This window comes from Streptomyces corchorusii, from assembly GCF_001514055.1.
Lineage (GTDB): Bacteria > Actinomycetota > Actinomycetes > Streptomycetales > Streptomycetaceae > Streptomyces > Streptomyces olivaceoviridis.
On the sequence record NZ_KQ948373.1, the window covers coordinates 13,706 to 29,229 of the forward strand.

The window sequence follows — 15,524 nt, forward strand, 5'->3', positions numbered from 1 at the left end:
TCCGGCGCTCCCGGCACCCCGGCCGACCCCCACCCCCACGCCGCCGGCGCCGCCGAGACCCGCGCCGAAGCCGACGCCCAGGCCCACCCCACGGCCCTCCGTGACCCCGGTGAGCTACCCGGCGTACCACCCCCACGCCATCAGCCGCCCCACGCGCGGTCACACCTCGCCCGTCACCTACGTCCTGCTCATCACCGTCCCCGCGATCGTCGCCGTGGCGGCGCTGCGCCCGCGCTGACGCGCCGGCCACCTCATCCCCTGGAGGCACCAGTTGTCGGATTGGCTTGTTCTCGTCCTCGCGATGCTGGCGGCCTGCGCCGTGGTGGTCGTCATCACGCTGCTACGGCACCGGGCAGCCGCCGAGGACGAGGACCCCAACGAGACCCCGGACGTCATCGAGTACATGACGATGTGGATCGGCGTCATCTACGCCATCGTCCTGGGCCTGGCCATCGCGGGCGTGTGGGAGGCGCGCAACGCCGCCCAGGACCACGTGCAGACCGAGGCCCAGGCGCTGCACGAGATCTCGGAGCGGGTCCGGGTCTACCCGCCGGACGTCCGGGACGCGATCCGCGCGGACGTCGACGCCTACGTCGGTTACGTCGTCCACACCGAGTGGCGGACGATGGCGGACGACGAGCGGGTCACGGACCGCGGCACCGAACTGCTGCACAAGGTCCGGGAGGCCGTCACCGACTACCGGCCGAAGAACGACTTCGAGGCGCAGGCCTACCAGCCGCTGCTGGACCAGATGGCCACCGCCGACCAGGCGCGCAACGCGCGCGCCGACTCCACGGGGGCCACCATGCCGCCGGTCGTGTGGTGGGGGCTGCTCACCGGCGCGCTGATCACCGTCGGCATGGTGTTCGCGCTCCAGATCCGGCGCACCGGGCGCGAACTGGTCCTGGCCGGGCTGTTCTCCGCGACCATCGCCTTCATGCTGTTCCTCATCTGGGACTTCGACGCGCCCTACAGCCGGGGCATCGCCGTGACGGCGGAACCGTTCCAGAGCCTGTTCCCGGGCATCACCGGCTGATCCCGGCCGCCCCGGCAGAGCGGCGTCCGCCGCCGGACCGGGACGGCAGCCACGGCAGGCCTTCGCCCCCGCTTCCGCGAGGAACCGGGGCGAAGGCCTGCCGACGTGCGTGTGCTCGGGGACGGGGACGGATCCGGTGGCCTCGGCGGCGCACCGGGGACTCAGGCGCGCTTCTCGTGCCGGCGGCGCATCCAGAAGGCACCACTGCCGAGCACGGCCGCGCCCACCAGGCCGCCGCCGATGGCCATGTCGGTGGGCGTCGCGCCGCTGATCCTGCTGCCGCCGAAGCCGCCGTTCACACCGCCGACGACGCTGAAGGCACCGCGGCGGGTCAGGGTGCGGCCGTCGCAGCGGACGGTGACGTCGTACCGGCCGCGGCCGGCGTCGCGGTCGACGATGGCGACACCCCGCGCGGTGTCGTCGTGGACCTGTTCCAGGTCGATGGTGCCGAAGGCGTCGGAACTCGCCGTACCGCGCCGGCAGCCGTTCACGATGATGGTGAGGCGGCCCCCGGCCGAGACGATGTCGGGCGTGACGAAGATGTCGCGCGAGTTGGCGAAGTCGTCGCCGCGCCCGAACCCTTCTCTTCCGAAATCGTCCCCGCGGCCGAAGTCGTCTCCGCGTCGGTTGCCTTCGCCGCCCCGGCCGTTGCCTTCACCCCCACGGCCGTTGCCTTCATCGCCACGGCGGTTGCCCTCGCCCCCACGGCCGTTGCCCTCGCCCCCACGGCCGTTGTCGTTGCCGTGGTTGTTGTTCCCGTTGCCGTGGTTGTTCCCGTTGAAGTTCCCGTTCCCGTGGTTGTTCCCGTTCCCGTTGAAGTTGCCGTTGCCGTTCCCGTTGAAGTGGCCGTTCCCGTTGAAGTTCCCGTTCCCGGGGAAGACGCCGTTCCCGGGGAAGACGCCGTTCCCGGGGAAGACCCCGTTCCCGCTGAAGGTGCCGATGTTGCCGGTACCGGGCACGACGACCGTGGCGTTGTTGTCGGTGCTGCTCGGTCCGCCCCCGTTGCCCATGCCGTCCGCGACGGCGTCAGGGGCGGCGAGCCCGAGCACGGCGACCGCGGTGCACGCCGCCGCCAGGGCGCGTTGGTTGCGCATGTGATCCTCCGCGGGAGGCCCCCGGGTCCCGTCCCCGGTGGATCGGCGAGAAAACACCTCCCGGGTAGACCCTCAGACGCGCAGAACACGCCCGCATGTCGAGAATGGTCCGTCCTGGTGAGCCGACACGCCGACCGACAACCACACAATCGGATATTGCCGCAGGTCACGGACCGTCAGAAATTTCCTGGAAACGGCAACTCGGATGGCGCACCGACCGGGTGCGAGGCCACCCGTTCGCCGTTCGACCCGTCGCCCGCCGCACGCGCGGGACTTAGCGTTTTCCCATGCGCGAGGGACGTGGCGAGGCCCGCGTCGAGAGGGGTGACGAAATGTCTGCGTCCAAGCTGGCCCAGCTTGCCGAAGAGGAGGAGCGGCGGAGGAAGCGCGCCCCCTGGGGCGTGATAGCGCTCGTCCTGCTGACCGGCCTGGCGCTCATGCGCAACGGTTCGGGCGAGTTCGACGTCGGCCCGCCCCAGCCCGCCACAGCGGCGGCCCCGGACAACCGCGCCATCTCGGGCACCTTCCCGGCGGCGCCCGCCTCCCTGCCGTTCTCCCCCGTGCAGCGGGTCCGGATCCCGGCGATCCAGGTGGACGCGCCCGTCGTGCAGGTCGGGCTGGACGCGGACGGCTGGGTCGCCGCGCCGCCGCCGGAGAACCCGGGCCTGGCCGGCTGGTTCACCGGCGCCGTGTCCCCGGGGGAGAAGGGCACCGCGGTCATCGTCGGACACGTCGACAACAAGCAGGGCCCCGCCGTGTTCTACGGCCTCGGGGCGCTGAAGAAGGGGAACCAGGTCGAGGTCCTGCGCCAGGACGGGAAGACCGCCGTCTTCGAGATCTACGGGGTCGAGGTCTTCGAGAAGAACAACTTCCCGGGCGACCGGGTGTACGGCTCGAAGGGGGCGCCGGAACTGCGGGTCATCACCTGCGGCGGCGGCTTCTCGAAGCAGAACGGCTACGACGGGAACGTCGTGGTCTTCGCCCGCCTGGCCACGGTCGTGTGAACCACCGCGGCCCGGCGGGCGGAGGAGGCGCCGGTACGGCCGGAAGCCGTCACGCGCGCCGGCGCGGCACGGTGAGGCGGTATCCGGAGTCGATCAGATAGGGAAGCCACTCGCGGAGCGCGCGGACGGTCTGCGAGCGGTCGCCCCCGGCGTCGTGGGAGAGCACCACGACTCCGGGGGCGGCGCCGCCCTCGACCCGGTCGATGATGGTGCGGGTGCCGGGCTCCATCCAGTCGGTGGTGTCCACGGTCCAGGCCATCGGTTCCATGCCCATCTCCGCGCCCAGCTGGAACGCGGCGCGGTTCCAGGCGCCGTAGGGGGCGCGGAACCACTGCGGGCGCTCGCCGTAGGCGTCCTCGATGGCGTCGCTGGTGCTCTCCATCTCGGAGCGGATCTCACGGCGGTTCAGCTCGGTCAGCAGCGGATGCGTCCAGGTGTGGTTGCCGACCACGTGGCCCTCGTCGGCCATCCGGGCCAGCAGTTCCTTGTTCTGCACGACGCACTCGCCGCAGACGAAGAACATCGCCCGTACGTCGTGCTTGGCGAGGGTGTCCAGGATGTGCGGGGTGTACGCCGGGTTGGGGCCGTCGTCGAAGGTCAGCACCATGTGCCGACCGCTCGTGGACACCCGCATGATGGGTTCCTTGCGCACCTTCAGCCTGCGGGGCGCGGCGCGTGGCGGTCCGTCTCCGGTGAGCGGCTGGAGCCGGAAGGCGGAGGGCTTGAGCGCTTGGCGGGCCTGTGGGCCGGCGACGGGGGCGGCGGCGGTCCCGGCGGTCTCCTCGCCGCCTTGCGCGAGGACGACTCCGGCGGTGCCCGCGGCTCCCAGGGCGGCGACGCCGGCGAGGAGCATCCGGCGCCGGGTGAACAACTGATCCTTCTGCATGACCCATCAGTCGCCCCAACGGAGTCCGGCGCACCACAACGGCACCGGTGCGGCGGCGGTAATGCACCCGGACAGCGCAGTGGGCGTCGGGCGTCTCAGCGGCGGCGCACGAGCGGGCAGGGCAGCGTCTCACGGATCGTCAGACCGGTGAGGAACATGACGACCCGGTCGACGCCGAGGCCGAGGCCGCCGGTCGGGGGCATGGCGTAGGCGAGGGCCTCCGGGAAGTCCTCGTCCAGTTCCATAGCCTCCGGGTCGCCGGCGGCGGCCGGCAGCGACTGCGCGGTGAGCCGACGGCGCTGCTCGACGGGGTCGGTCAGCTCGGAGTAGGCGGTGCCGAGTTCGGTGCCGAAGGCGACGAGGTCCCAGCGTTCGGCGAGCCGCGGGTCGGTGCGGTGCCGCCGGGTCAGCGGGGAGACGTCGGCCGGGAAGTCCTTGTGGAAGGTGGGCGGTCCGGTCCGGTGCTCGACCAGCCGCTCGTACATCTCCAGCACGATGTCGCCGGGCCCGTCGTACGCGGTGTACGGCACCCCGGTGCGGTCGCACAGCCGGTGCAGCCGCAGCAGTACGGTGCCGGGGCCGATCTCCTCCCCGAACACCTCGCAGAGCGCCCCGTACACCGTCTTGACGGACCAGGTCCCGGAGATGTCGTGTTCCCCGCCGTCCCTGCGGGCGACCGGGGAGCCGAAGGCGGCGGTCGCGGCGCCCTGGACCAGTTCGCGGGCGAGGTCGGGCATCACGTCGTAGTCGGCGTGCGCCTGGTAGGCCTCCAGCATCGTGAACTCGGGGTTGTGCTGGTGGGAGACGCCTTCGTTGCGGAAGGTGCGGCCCAGTTCGAAGACCTTCTCCACGCCGCCGACGCACAGCCGCTTCAGGTACAGCTCGGGGGCGATGCGCAGGTACAGGTCGAGGTCGTAGGCGTTGATGTGGGTGGTGAAGGGGCGGGCGCGGGCTCCGCCGTGGACCTGCTGGAGCACCGGGGTCTCGACCTCCAGGTAGCCGCGGTCCAGCAGCCCCTGGCGCAGGGTCTGGACGGCGGCGGAGCGGGTGCGCAGGACGGCACGGGCGTCGGGGCTGGTGATCAGGTCAAGGTGGCGGTGGCGGACCTTGGCCTCGGGGTCGGTCAGGCCGCTCCGCTTGTCGGGCAGGGGGTGCAGGCACTTGCCGGTGAGCTGCCAGGAGGTGACGAGGACGGTGGGTTCCCACCGGCACCGACCCCTATCACGTGGGCGTGCCCGCCCCGACCCACGCCCTCGCCGACGGCACCCCCGGCGCGGACGTCACCGTCGCCCGCAGCCGGTCGAGGGTGCGGTACCGGACACGGACCTGGTCCGGCGGACCCGCGGCCGGGTGCGGCGGGCCCGGCCCCGTCCCCTCCGGCGGGGCCGGACACCGGCGCGGACGGCGGGCCCGCCGTGGTGGCGGGCCGCCGTCCGCTGTCCGGGTGCCCCTTTCTCCAGAGTTTGCGCAGCGAGGGGACGGAGACGAAGCCTTCGGCGATGGCGGAGGCGAGGCCGATGCGGGCGAGGGAGGCGGTGTCGCCGTAGCAGATGAAGCGCGGGGCGCGGGTACCACTCGGGGAGGTACTTGGCGTTGGAGCGGTACAGGGCTTCCAGTTGCCACCAGCGGGAGAGGAACAGCAGCAGCCGGCGCCACAGCCGCAGGACCGGTCCGGCACCGATGCGGGCGCCCTCCTCGAAGGCCGAGCGGAAGACGGCGAAGTTCAGGGAGACGCGCCGCACGCCCAGTTCCGGCGCGGCGGCGCACAGTTCGGCGACCATGAACTCCATGACCCCGTTGGGTGCCGCCCGGTCACGGCGCATCAGGTCCAGGGAGACGCCGTCGCGGCCCCAGGGCACGAAGGAGAGCAGGGCGAGCAGCCGGCCGTCCTCGCCGAGGGCCTCCACGAGCAGGCAGTCGCCGTCGGCGGGGTCGCCGAGCCGGTCCAGGGCCATGGAGAAGCCGCGTTCGGTCTCGGTGTCCCGCCAGGCGTCGGCCTTGCGGACGATCTGCTCCATCTCGCGTTCGCCGAGGTGCGCGTGGCGGCGGATGCGGCAGACGGCTCCGGTGCGGCGGACCCGGTGCACGGCCTGCCGGGTGACGCGCATCCGGCGGCCGGCCAGATCGAATTCCGGGACGTGCAGGATCGCCTCGTCGCCGAGCCGGAGGGCGCCGAGGCGGGCGCAGGCGCGGGCCCCGGCCTCGGAGGCCACATGACGGCGGGCGCCCAGGCGTGCCGGCGGGCCAGGTCCAGCCAGGCGTCGATGGCGCGCGGCCAGGCCTCCGGGTCGCCGACGGGGTCCCCGGAGGCCAGGCACACCCCGGCCTCGACGCGGTAGGTGACGGCCGCCTTGCCGCTGGGCGAGAAGACGACGGCCTTGTCGCGCCGGGTGGCGAAGTAGCCGAGGGAGTCCCGGTGGCCGTACGCCGCGAGCAGGGCGCGGATGTGGGCCTCCTCGTCGCCGTGCAGGGCGGCTTCCAGGCGCTGGGAGCGGAACAGCGTGGCCGCCGCGTTCAGCAGGGCGAGGGCGCCGAACAGGCCGAGCAGGAAGGTCACCTGGCGCGGTGGGCGGCCGTCGAAGGCGCTGCCCGGAACCATCCCGCCGCGCACCCGGTCGGCGGCCCAGGCCAGGTGCCGGCCGGCCGGGAGCGTCCCGGGGAAGAGCAGCACCAGGCCCCAGCCGAGGAGTGTCGCCGCGGCGAGCCCGGCCAGCAGCACGGCGAGGGCCCGCCATACGGCTCCGCGGCGGGAGACGGCGTAGAACTCCCCGCGGGCGAGCACGAGCAGGAGCAGCAGCAGGGCGCACAGCAGGCGCGAGGGCGGCGAAGAGGGTCGCGAAGCCCTGCGGGACCCGGCTGAGGTGTCCGCCGGCGGGCGGGTGTGCCGGCGTGGCGTCCCTCCGTGCGGCGGGCTGCGCGGTGGCGGTCATGGTTCCGACTCCAGGAAGGGCCGCCGGGCCGCGCCCGTCGAGCGGGCCCCCGTGAACAGGCGTTCACCAGGAACGGTCGATTCCGATAGCCTCGTGCCGTGACGGAACAGCATCACGAGCAGCACTCGCACGCGCACCGGTTCGAACGGGGCACGGACGGACCGAAGGTCATCATGGTCGGCGTGGACGGCTCCGACTCCTCGATGCGCGCCGCCTCGTACGCGGCGGGTCTGGCCCGGCGCCAGCGCGCGCTGCTGGCGGTGGTGTACGTGCAGCCGGTGCTCGCGGCCGGGGCGGCGCTCGGGGCGCCGGTGGCGGAGACCACCGACGAGATCGCCGAGGATCTGGTCGCGCAGATCCGGGACGCGGCCGAGCGGCTCAAGGGGACGTTCGAGGTGCGCTGGGAGTTCCACACCTTCCGCGGCGACCCCTACAACGGGCTGGTGAAGGCGGCGGACGAGCTGAAGGCGGACGCGGTGGTGGTGGGCGCCTCGGAACAGGCCGGCCACCGGATCATCGGGTCGGTGGCGGTCCGGCTGGTGAAGACGGGCCGCTGGCCGGTCACGGTCGTGCCGTAGGGCGGCGGGGAAGGGGGACGCGCCGGCGGGGGTGAGCTCCCGCGCCCACCGCGGTCGGCGCGATCCCGGCCCGCCCCCCGTGGCGCACGGACCGCCGAGGGGCGCGGGCAGGCCGCACCGGGCGCCCACGCCTCCCGGCCGGCCCGGTGTCCCCGACCGGCACGGGTGAGGATCGCCGCGCGCCCCGATCCGGCCCCGGCGACCGGGCGGCGTCCGTACCGTCGCCGGCCGCCGGCTCGTCGTCCTCGCCGGCGAGCAGACCCGGCGCGTCCCTCTCCCCGGCCGGGCCCGGGCACCGCGCGGGCCGTGCGTGGCGTCTTCCCTGGGGCTCCTCGCTGAGCCATCATGATCCGCCGTCAGCCGTTTGCCGTAGGCGAAGAGGTGAGGCCCATGGACAGGCTCCGAGCGGGTGAGGGGATTCTCCGCCGCAAACCCATCGAGCACATCGAGGAGACGGAGGTCGGCGAGGGCACCCGGCTGGACAGGTCGCTGGGGCTCTGGCAGCTCACCGCGATCGGTGTGGGCGGCATCATCGGCGCGGGCATCTTCACGCTGGCCGGCACGGTGGCGAACGGCACGGCCGGGCCCGCGGTGCTGGTGTCGTTCCTGATCGCCGGTGTCGCGAGCGCGTGCGCGGCGCTGTCGTACGCCGAGTTCGCGGGGCTGATCCCGAAGGCGGGGTCGGCCTACACCTACGGTTACGCGGTGCTCGGCGAGTTCGCGGGCTGGTTCATCGGCTGGGACCTGCTGCTGGAGTACACCGCGATCGTGGCCGTGGTGGCCATCGGCATCTCCGGCTACTTCAGCTTCCTGGTCGAGCAGATGGGCGCCGGCCTGCCGCAGTGGATGCTGGGCGCGCCCGGCACCGGGGCCGGGCACCGGGTCGACCTGTTCGCGGCCCTGCTCTGCCTGCTGATCGCCTGGCTGCTGAACCAGGGCATCCGCAGCGCGGCCCGTTTCGAGACGTTCGTGGTCGCGCTGAAGGTGCTGGTGGTGCTGCTGGTGATCGGGGTGGGCGTCTTCCACATCGACACGCGCAACTACCACCCGTTCTTCCCGTTCGGCATCAGCGGGGCGTTCACCGGCGCCGCGACGGTGTTCTTCGCCGTGTTCGGCTACGACGCGATGTCGACGGCGGCCGAGGAGTCGAAGGACGCCCAGCGGCACATGCCGAAGGCGATCATCTACTCGCTGGTGATCTCCATGGTGCTGTACGTGGCGGCCTGTCTGGTGCTGACGGGCATGCAGAACTACAAGGACATCGACAAGGAGAGCGGCTTCTCCACGGCGTTCAAGTCGGTGGGGCTGGACGCGCTGGCCGACGTGATCGCGGTCGGGGCGATCATCGGCATCCTCACGGTCATGTTCACGTTCATGCTGGGCGTGACCCGGGTGTGGTTCTCGATGTCCCGGGACGGACTGCTGCCCCGGTGGTTCGCGAAGACGCACCCGACGCGGCACGTGCCGACCCGGGTGACCTGGATCGTGGGGCTGGCCTCGGCCGTCATCGCCGGGTTCGTACCGATCGGCGAGGCGGCCGAGCTGACCAACATCGGCATCCTGCTGGCGTTCGTGGTGGTGTGCACGGCGGTGATCGTGCTGCGCTACCGGCAGCCGGAGCTGCCGCGCACCTTCCGGACGCCGGGGATGCCCGTCGTGCCCGCGCTGGGGGTCGTCTTCTCGATCTGGCTGATCACGTTCCTCCAGTGGCAGACCTGGGTGCGGTTCGCGGTGTGGTTCGTGATCGGCTGCGGTATCTACTTCGGCTACTCCTACCGCCGCTCGGTGCTGGCGGAGCGGCCGGCCCCGTAGTCACTCCGCCATGACCAGGCCGTCCTGCCCGGCGCCCCGGCTGAGCACCACGTCCCTGATGCGGTCCCGCACCCCCTCCAGCTCGGCGCCCTCGGCGATGGCCTTGTTGAGGTCGACGACCCGGCCGGCGTCGAGGTCGTACAGCTGCGGGACGAACTCGGCCTTGGTGACCCGCCAGGGCTCTCCCGCCCGGGCGGGCGGGGCGAAGGTGAAGCGGCCGAGGGTGGACTCGTTGCCGCGCGGGTCCTGGGCGCCCTCGCCGTTGTACATCTCGCCGGCGATCTGGTCGCCCATCCCGTAGACCACCCAGGTGCCGTTGACCTTCTCGTACGCCTGCGGGACGTGGGCGTGGGTGCCGAGGATCAGGTCGATGTCCGGGCGGCCGGCCGTGGCCGAGGAGGTGAGCCGCTGGGCGAGGGTGAGCTGCTGCCGGTCGGGCTCGTCCTGCCATTCGGTGCCCCAGTGCACGGAGAGCACGACCACGTCCGCGCCGGCCCGGCGGGCGGCGCGGGCGTCGGCGATCATCCGGTCGGCGTCGATCAGGTCGACGGCCCAGGGCTGTCCGGGCGGCAGCGCGTTGCCGTTGGTGCCGAAGGTGTACGACAGGTGGGCGACCTTGGCCGAGCCCGCCCGCAGCAGCGTGACCGAGCGGGCCTCGGCCTCGGTGCGGTGGGTCCCGGCGTGCCGGAGGCCGGCCCGGTCCATGGCGTCGAGGGTGCGCCGGATGCCGGTGGCGCCGTCGTCCAGGGCGTGGTTGGAGGCGGTGGAGCAGCCGTCGTAGCCGGTGGCGGCGAGGGCCTGGGCGATCTGCGGCGGGGACTTGAAGTCGGGGTAGCCGGCGTAGTCGCCGTCGGCGCCGTAGACGGTCTCCATGTGACACAGCGCCAGATCCGCGCCGGCGACGACCGGTTGGACACCGGCGAGCATCGGGCGGAAGTCGTGGCCGCTGCCGCCGGCGTCGAAGGAGGCGCGCTCGATGACGGAGGTGTGCGGCAGCACGTCTCCGGAGGCGACGAGGGTGAAGCCGTCCGCGGCGGCGGGGGCGGAGCGTCCCTCCGCGCCGGACTCCCGGTTCTGGTTCTGGCAGGCGGCTCCGGCCGCGAGGACGGCGGTCAGGGCCAGGGCCACCTGCTGTCTGCGTCCGATCATCAACTCACCCCAAGATTGTCGTATATACAGACGAAGCCGTCACGGGCATATGGGTATGAATCTGTCGAGTCGGATAAACAGCCCGGAAGCCGTCCTTAGCCCGTCCGGGGCCCTGGCGTACCGCCCGCCCGGGTCCTGGCGTACGGCTCGCCGGGTCCTGGCGTACCGCTCGTCCGACCGTTCGCCGACGCGTTCGACCGTCCGTCGCACAACCGGGTCCGCCCCCTGTCCGCCGGCCGCGCCCTGCGCTGCCATACGGCCATGACGGCCGGAACCTCACTCCCCCCCGGGACGACGACCGCCGAGCACGAGCTGGCCGCGCTCCAGCGCGAGCACGGCGGACCCCTGTTCGCCCTGCTGTTCAGGCTCTGCGACGGAGACCGGCAGCGCGCCGAGGACCTCGTCCAGGAGACCCTGGTGCGCGCCTGGCAGCATCCGGAGGCGCTGCACGCCGACGGCTACGACTCCGTACGGCCCTGGCTGCTCACCGTGGCCCGGCGGCTCGCGATCGACGCCCGGCGGGCCCGGCGGGCGCGACCGACCGAGATCGGCGACGAGGTCCCCGAGAACGCGCGGGTGACCGCGGACCACGCCGAACGGGCCGCCGCGATGCTCGACGTCCGGGAGGCTGTGAAGACACTCACGCCGGAACACCGTGACGTGCTGGTACTCGTGTATTTCCGCGGGGCCAGTGTGGCGGAAGCGGCGCAGACCCTGGGGATTCCACCCGGTACCGTGAAATCCCGCGCGTACTACGCGTTGCGCGCCCTGCGCCGGGGCCTTCCGGGTTACGCGACCGACCTGCGGTGAAACCGTGAGCCGGGTCAAACCTCGGTAAAGCGCCTTGCTGCGGCCCCCGTTCGGGCATGGGCTGTCCTCATCCGCGTTCTCGCGGGCACCGGGGGCCGCGGTCCCCGACGGGGCCCGGGCGACGCGCACGCACCGGAGGAAGGCAGGAAGGGATGCTGCACAGAGGGCACGAGAGCACGGACGGCGCCGACGGCGGTGAACTGGCCGTTCCGATGGCCTGGTTGTACGCCGAGTACATCGCCGACGAGCTGCTGCGCACCGGCGATCTGATGCCACCGACGTCCTTCGAGTTCCGGGCCGGCCGGGACGCGCTGGCGCTGACCGTCTTCCTGTCCGACACCGACGGGGAGCTGTCCGGCATCCGGGTGATCTCCCAACTGGAGAACTGGCTGTCGCTGACCGCCTACGACCAGCCGTGGCAGGACTGGGTGCGCGAGCGCCTCGCCGAGCTGACCGAGCGGGCGGCCGGCTCCGGGACGCCCGGCCCCGACCTGGCGCTGGCGGCGGACGCCTGGCGCTGGCTGGAGGAGACCGAACTGCTCGCGCCGGACCTGGACGCGGTGCCCGGCGGCGGGGCGGTGTACGGGGAGGACGACGGGCCGAAGGTGTGGACCCCGGCCTGGCGGCTCGGGCTGCCCCTCGGGCACCTCGCGATCCACCTCTTCTGAACCTTCCGGAATTCACACCAATCCGCGGGCCGGGCCGCTCCGAATCCCTCGTCCGCGATTCTGCGCGTGGCTTGAGTGATTCGGCGGTCGGCTGCGTACGGGTGGGAGCAAGGAGTAACCCTTCCCCCACCCTTCGGCACGAGGATTCGGCATGAGGTCCCTGGAAAGGCATCGCGACGTCGGCGCGTACGCGCTCGGCGTGCTGGACGAGGCGGAGGCCTTCCGCTTCGAGGACCACCTCATGGAGTGCCCTCGGTGCGCGGCGCACGTGACCGAGTTCGGGGCCACGACCCGGCAGCTGATGCTGTACCGCCGGGCCACGCCGCGCTTCGTGCACCCCATGGCACAGCCCGGTCCCCGGCTGCTGGACCGGCTGCTCGGCGAGCCGGCGCGCCTGCGGCGCACGCGGCGCCGCCGGACGCTGTACGGCCTGGCCGCCTCCGTGGTGCTGGCCGTGGCCGGTCCCGGGATCGTGGCGTTCGCCGGCCACACGGCCCCGGCCGCACAGGTCGCCGCGGCGACCGATCCGGACACCGGGGTGTGGGCGCGGGTCACCTCGGCGGAGGAGGACTTCGGCAGCGCTCTGCGGCTGGAGGTCAAGGACGGCTCCGGAGCGCACACCTGCCGGCTGGTCGCGGTCGGCCGCGACGGCACGGAACAGGTCGTCGCCGGCTGGACCAACGCGGGCGACGGCACCCGGCCCACCACCGCGATGGGCGCCACCGCCATGCGCCCGGAGCAGATCGCCCGGTTCGAGATCCGCACGACGGACGGGAAACGGCTGGTCACGGTGCGGGCACGGTGACCGCACCGGGACGTGACCGCGCTCCTCGGCGCCCCCTCACCCCGCCGGCACGACAGCCGGAGCCGGACCCCGGGCTCATTTCAGCAGGCGGGACAGCCGGCGGTCGGCCAGGGGCTTGCCGCCCGTCTGGCAGGTGGGGCAGTACTGGAGCGAGGAGTCGCTGAAGGAGACCTCGCGGATGGTGTCGCCGCACACCGGGCACGCCTCGCCGGTGCGGCCGTGGACGCGCAGGCCGCCCTTCTTCTCCGCCTTCAGCCGCCCGGCGGCCACGCCCCGGGAGCGCTCGACCGCCTCGGTGAGCGTGTCGCGCAGCGCCTCGTACAGCCGGTGGGTCTCCTCCGGGGTGAGGGAGGCGGCCAGCTTGAACGGGGACATTTTCGCGGCGTGCAGGATCTCGTCGCTGTAGGCGTTGCCGACGCCCGCGATCAGCGACTGGTCGCGCAGGGCACCCTTGAGCTGCCGCCGTTCGCCCTGGAGCAGGGCGGCGAAGCGGTCCTCGTCGAAGTCGCCGGCGAGCGGATCCGGGCCGAGGCGGGCGATGCCGGGCACCTCTTCCGGGTCGCGGACGACGTACACGGCGAGGCGCTTCTGGGTGCCGACCTCGGTCAGGTCGAAGCCCTCGCCGGTCTCCAGGGCCACGCGCAGCGCCAGCGGGCCCTTCCCGGGCTTCGGCGGGCCGTCCGGCAGCCGGTCCTTCCACTGGAGCCAGCCCGCGCGGGCCAGATGGGCCACCAGGTGCAGCCCGCCGTCCGTCTCGACGTCCAGGAACTTGCCGTGCCGGCGCACGGCCGTCACCTCGGCCCCCTCGACGGCCGTGACCGGGGGGTCGTACGTCTTCAGGACGCTGATGGCCACGGGCAGCACCCGCACCACCCGCCGTCCGACCAGGTGCTCGGTGAGGAAGTCCGTCAGCGCTGCTACCTCGGGCAGTTCGGGCATACGTCCAGAGTGCCATCCGGCACCGACAACGCCCCCGCCGTCACGTCCAGAGCGGTGGCCGGGGCACCCGGAACGCGCACCACACCGCCTTGCCGCCGCCCCGCGCCTGAACGCCCCAGCCGTCGGAGAGCCGATCCACGGGGACCAGGGCCCGCACGGGTGACGGTCTCCTCGGGCAGCAGGTCGAACACCGCGAGGGCCTGGGCGTCCCTGGGAACGGGCCGGCGTCCAGGTCCCAGTCGAAGCTGCCGATGCGGTTGAGCGCGAGGACCGGGGCCGAATGGGCGGGCCAGTCCTCCGGGAGTGACAGGGCGCTCGCTCCCCGATCGGCCATGGGGCCGCCTTGCCAGGAACCGGACGATTCTTCGACCTGATCGGCGACGGGCCCGGCGGGCACCGGGCGCGCGCTCAGCCGCCGGGCTCGTCCGAGGGGCGGGCGGGGGCGGTGCCGGGCACTGTGCCGGACCGGGCGGCGGGCGGGGCGTCCGGGATCAGGCCGCCGCCGTCGGGGAGGCCGGGGATCTCGGGCGCGGTGGACGGGCCGGTGTCGGCGGAGGCGTCCGGGGCGGTGAGGGTCGGCTCGGAGTCGCCTGGAGCGGAGGCGTCCGGAGCCAAGGTGCCTGGATCGACGGCACCCGGATCGGGCGCCCTCGGAACCAGGGCGTCGGGATCGGCGGCGCCCGGATCGGAGGAACCCGGGTCCGAGGGGTCCACGGAGAGGTCGAGGGAGAGATCGCGGGCCGGATCGGGAACGGGGTCGGGATCGGGGGCGTCCTCGGCGGGCGGCGGCTCCTGCGCCGTCGTCCCGGTGTTCCGGTCCGCGAGCCCGCTGGCACCGTCCGGGTGATCGCCCCGGCCGTCCGGCAGCGCGGAGCCGGACGGGGACGACGGCGTACCCGCCGGGGACTTCGACGCGGCCGGGCCGCTCTCGCGCGGGCTGGGCCGCCCGGTGACCGAGGGTCCGGCGTCCGCCGGACCGGACGGGACCGGGCTGGCGGCGGCGGTCGCGGGCGGGGCCACGACCCGGTCCCGGCGGACGTCGGGGCCGACCCGGCGCTCGATCCAGGCGCGGGTCGCGGCGTCCATGATCGTGATGCTGGTGACGGCCCGGGGCGCCGGGGCCACCACGATCACCTGGTTCGGCTGGTAGCCGGCCCAGGGGGTACCGCGGGCCCCGGCACCGCCGCGGGTCGGCGCGGGCGGCTTGAGCGGGTTGCCGCAGGCGCAGCGCACCCTAGGCAGACCCCGGTCGTCGACGAGGACCGCGGTGCCGGCCTGGAGCACGGCCTGGTAGCGGGCCGCCCGGCCGTCGCGGTAGGCGTGGTTGGTGACGCGGGTGTCGCCACCCAGGACGACCGGGGTCAGTCCGCGCAGATAGCCGGGGAGCGCCGACCGGGTGACGCCGGCCGCCTGCGCGAAGGCGTCGGCCCTGGCCCCGTCCGCCACCAGCCGGCCGATGTGTCGCTCGACGTCACAGGCGGCGACGTGCGGGGTGCCCCGGTACAGGCCGGGCGTGGCGCCGGACACGGTACGGGCCGCGCGCAGGGGCGCCTCGACCTCCCCGGGCGGGACCCTGGCGGTGCCCCGGGGGGACTCCGGCCGGGGGGTGCCGGTGTCCGTGGGCTCGGTGAAGGGGTCGGGCCCCCGGTCGGTGGCGGCCTCCAGGACGACCAGTTCGCCCGCCTTGGTCTGCTTGACACCGGCGCCCGCGCAGCCCGCGGCGAGGAGCGCCACCGAGAGCGCCAAGGCCGCGACGATGGATCGGGTGGGTATCCGCACCGCACACTCCGCATCACTGTGGGTGATTACGCCC

At 73.5% G+C, this 15,524-nt stretch carries 13 protein-coding genes and 1 pseudogene; 8 read left to right on the forward strand and 6 right to left on the reverse strand.

Annotated features, from left to right (window positions below; translation table 11 throughout):
- Positions 1 to 109: 109 nt before the first annotated feature.
- The gene (locus tag AQJ11_RS52280) at positions 110 to 238 is read left to right on the forward strand and encodes a hypothetical protein (protein WP_257726943.1); all 129 of its coding nucleotides are present in this window, start codon (positions 110 to 112) and stop codon (positions 236 to 238) included.
- A gap of 33 nt (positions 239 to 271) precedes the next feature.
- The gene (locus tag AQJ11_RS39325; RefSeq protein ID WP_079082630.1) at positions 272 to 1,036 is read left to right on the forward strand and encodes a bestrophin-like domain; all 765 of its coding nucleotides are present in this window, start codon (positions 272 to 274) and stop codon (positions 1,034 to 1,036) included.
- Between the two features lie 161 nt (positions 1,037 to 1,197).
- Here the strand turns inward: AQJ11_RS39325 and AQJ11_RS39330 are convergent, their stop codons facing one another.
- The gene (locus tag AQJ11_RS39330) at positions 1,198 to 2,130 is read right to left on the reverse strand and encodes a hypothetical protein (protein WP_059266573.1); all 933 of its coding nucleotides are present in this window, start codon (positions 2,128 to 2,130) and stop codon (positions 1,198 to 1,200) included.
- Between the two features lie 332 nt (positions 2,131 to 2,462).
- On the opposite strand from AQJ11_RS39330, the gene AQJ11_RS39335 reads away from it, so the two are divergent.
- Positions 2,463 to 3,134, forward strand: a complete 672-nt coding sequence (locus AQJ11_RS39335) for a class F sortase (RefSeq protein ID WP_041665578.1) — start codon at positions 2,463 to 2,465, stop codon at positions 3,132 to 3,134.
- 49 nt (positions 3,135 to 3,183) lie between these two features.
- Here AQJ11_RS39335 and AQJ11_RS39340 read toward each other — a convergent pair whose 3' ends face one another.
- The gene (locus AQJ11_RS39340) at positions 3,184 to 4,020 is read right to left on the reverse strand and encodes a polysaccharide deacetylase family protein (RefSeq protein WP_014676420.1); all 837 of its coding nucleotides are present in this window, start codon (positions 4,018 to 4,020) and stop codon (positions 3,184 to 3,186) included.
- A gap of 95 nt (positions 4,021 to 4,115) precedes the next feature.
- Positions 4,116 to 6,847 (reverse strand): annotated as a pseudogene (locus AQJ11_RS50570) (phosphatidylglycerol lysyltransferase domain-containing protein); the annotation flags it as partial.
- A gap of 276 nt (positions 6,848 to 7,123) precedes the next feature.
- Between AQJ11_RS50570 and AQJ11_RS39355 the strand changes: the two are divergent.
- Complete coding sequence (locus AQJ11_RS39355; RefSeq protein ID WP_189894095.1) at positions 7,124 to 7,528, forward strand: universal stress protein; 405 nt, start codon at positions 7,124 to 7,126, stop codon at positions 7,526 to 7,528.
- A gap of 390 nt (positions 7,529 to 7,918) precedes the next feature.
- A complete protein-coding gene (locus tag AQJ11_RS39360) occupies positions 7,919 to 9,340 on the forward strand; it encodes an amino acid permease (RefSeq protein ID WP_014676416.1) in 1,422 nt (473 codons plus the stop codon).
- Here the strand turns inward: AQJ11_RS39360 and AQJ11_RS39365 are convergent, their stop codons facing one another.
- Positions 9,341 to 10,489 carry a CapA family protein gene (locus tag AQJ11_RS39365; protein ID WP_059266575.1) on the reverse strand — a complete coding sequence of 383 codons (1,149 nt, stop codon included), beginning with the start codon at positions 10,487 to 10,489 and terminating at the stop codon, positions 9,341 to 9,343.
- 261 nt (positions 10,490 to 10,750) lie between these two features.
- Between AQJ11_RS39365 and AQJ11_RS39370 the strand changes: the two genes are divergently transcribed.
- The 3 genes from AQJ11_RS39370 to AQJ11_RS39380 all read left to right on the forward strand — a co-directional run bounded on the left by AQJ11_RS39370 (position 10,751) and on the right by AQJ11_RS39380 (position 12,772).
- A complete protein-coding gene (locus AQJ11_RS39370) occupies positions 10,751 to 11,299 on the forward strand; it encodes a sigma-70 family RNA polymerase sigma factor (RefSeq protein ID WP_059266576.1) in 549 nt (182 codons plus the stop codon).
- A gap of 152 nt (positions 11,300 to 11,451) precedes the next feature.
- Entirely contained in the window at positions 11,452 to 11,967 is a 516-nt protein-coding gene (locus AQJ11_RS39375) for a hypothetical protein (RefSeq protein WP_014676413.1), read from the forward strand.
- Positions 11,968 to 12,118: 151 nt separating this feature from the next.
- Entirely contained in the window at positions 12,119 to 12,772 is a 654-nt protein-coding gene (locus AQJ11_RS39380) for a zf-HC2 domain-containing protein (RefSeq protein WP_014676412.1), read from the forward strand.
- Positions 12,773 to 12,847: 75 nt separating this feature from the next.
- On the opposite strand, the gene AQJ11_RS39385 is transcribed toward AQJ11_RS39380, so the two are convergent.
- A complete protein-coding gene (locus AQJ11_RS39385; protein WP_059266577.1) occupies positions 12,848 to 13,711 on the reverse strand; it encodes an Fpg/Nei family DNA glycosylase in 864 nt (287 codons plus the stop codon).
- 408 nt (positions 13,712 to 14,119) lie between these two features.
- A complete protein-coding gene (locus AQJ11_RS39390) occupies positions 14,120 to 15,490 on the reverse strand; it encodes a DUF6777 domain-containing protein (RefSeq protein ID WP_059266578.1) in 1,371 nt (456 codons plus the stop codon).
- Positions 15,491 to 15,524 lie beyond the last annotated feature (34 nt).

Bases quoted from the DNA above. Each gene is read 5' to 3' on its own strand.
- AQJ11_RS39330 (WP_059266573.1), bottom strand. From the start codon at position 2,130: ATGCGCAACCAACGCGCCCTGGCGGCGGCGTGCACCGCGGTCGCCGTG.
- AQJ11_RS39335 (WP_041665578.1), top strand. From the start codon at position 2,463: ATGTCTGCGTCCAAGCTGGCCCAGCTTGCCGAAGAGGAGGAGCGGCGG.
- AQJ11_RS39340 (WP_014676420.1), bottom strand. From the start codon at position 4,020: ATGCAGAAGGATCAGTTGTTCACCCGGCGCCGGATGCTCCTCGCCGGC.
- AQJ11_RS39355 (WP_189894095.1), top strand. From the start codon at position 7,124: ATGGTCGGCGTGGACGGCTCCGACTCCTCGATGCGCGCCGCCTCGTAC.
- AQJ11_RS39360 (WP_014676416.1), top strand. From the start codon at position 7,919: ATGGACAGGCTCCGAGCGGGTGAGGGGATTCTCCGCCGCAAACCCATC.
- AQJ11_RS39365 (WP_059266575.1), bottom strand. From the start codon at position 10,489: ATGATCGGACGCAGACAGCAGGTGGCCCTGGCCCTGACCGCCGTCCTC.
- AQJ11_RS39370 (WP_059266576.1), top strand. From the start codon at position 10,751: ATGACGGCCGGAACCTCACTCCCCCCCGGGACGACGACCGCCGAGCAC.
- AQJ11_RS39375 (WP_014676413.1), top strand. From the start codon at position 11,452: ATGCTGCACAGAGGGCACGAGAGCACGGACGGCGCCGACGGCGGTGAA.
- AQJ11_RS39380 (WP_014676412.1), top strand. From the start codon at position 12,119: ATGAGGTCCCTGGAAAGGCATCGCGACGTCGGCGCGTACGCGCTCGGC.
- AQJ11_RS39385 (WP_059266577.1), bottom strand. From the start codon at position 13,711: ATGCCCGAACTGCCCGAGGTAGCAGCGCTGACGGACTTCCTCACCGAG.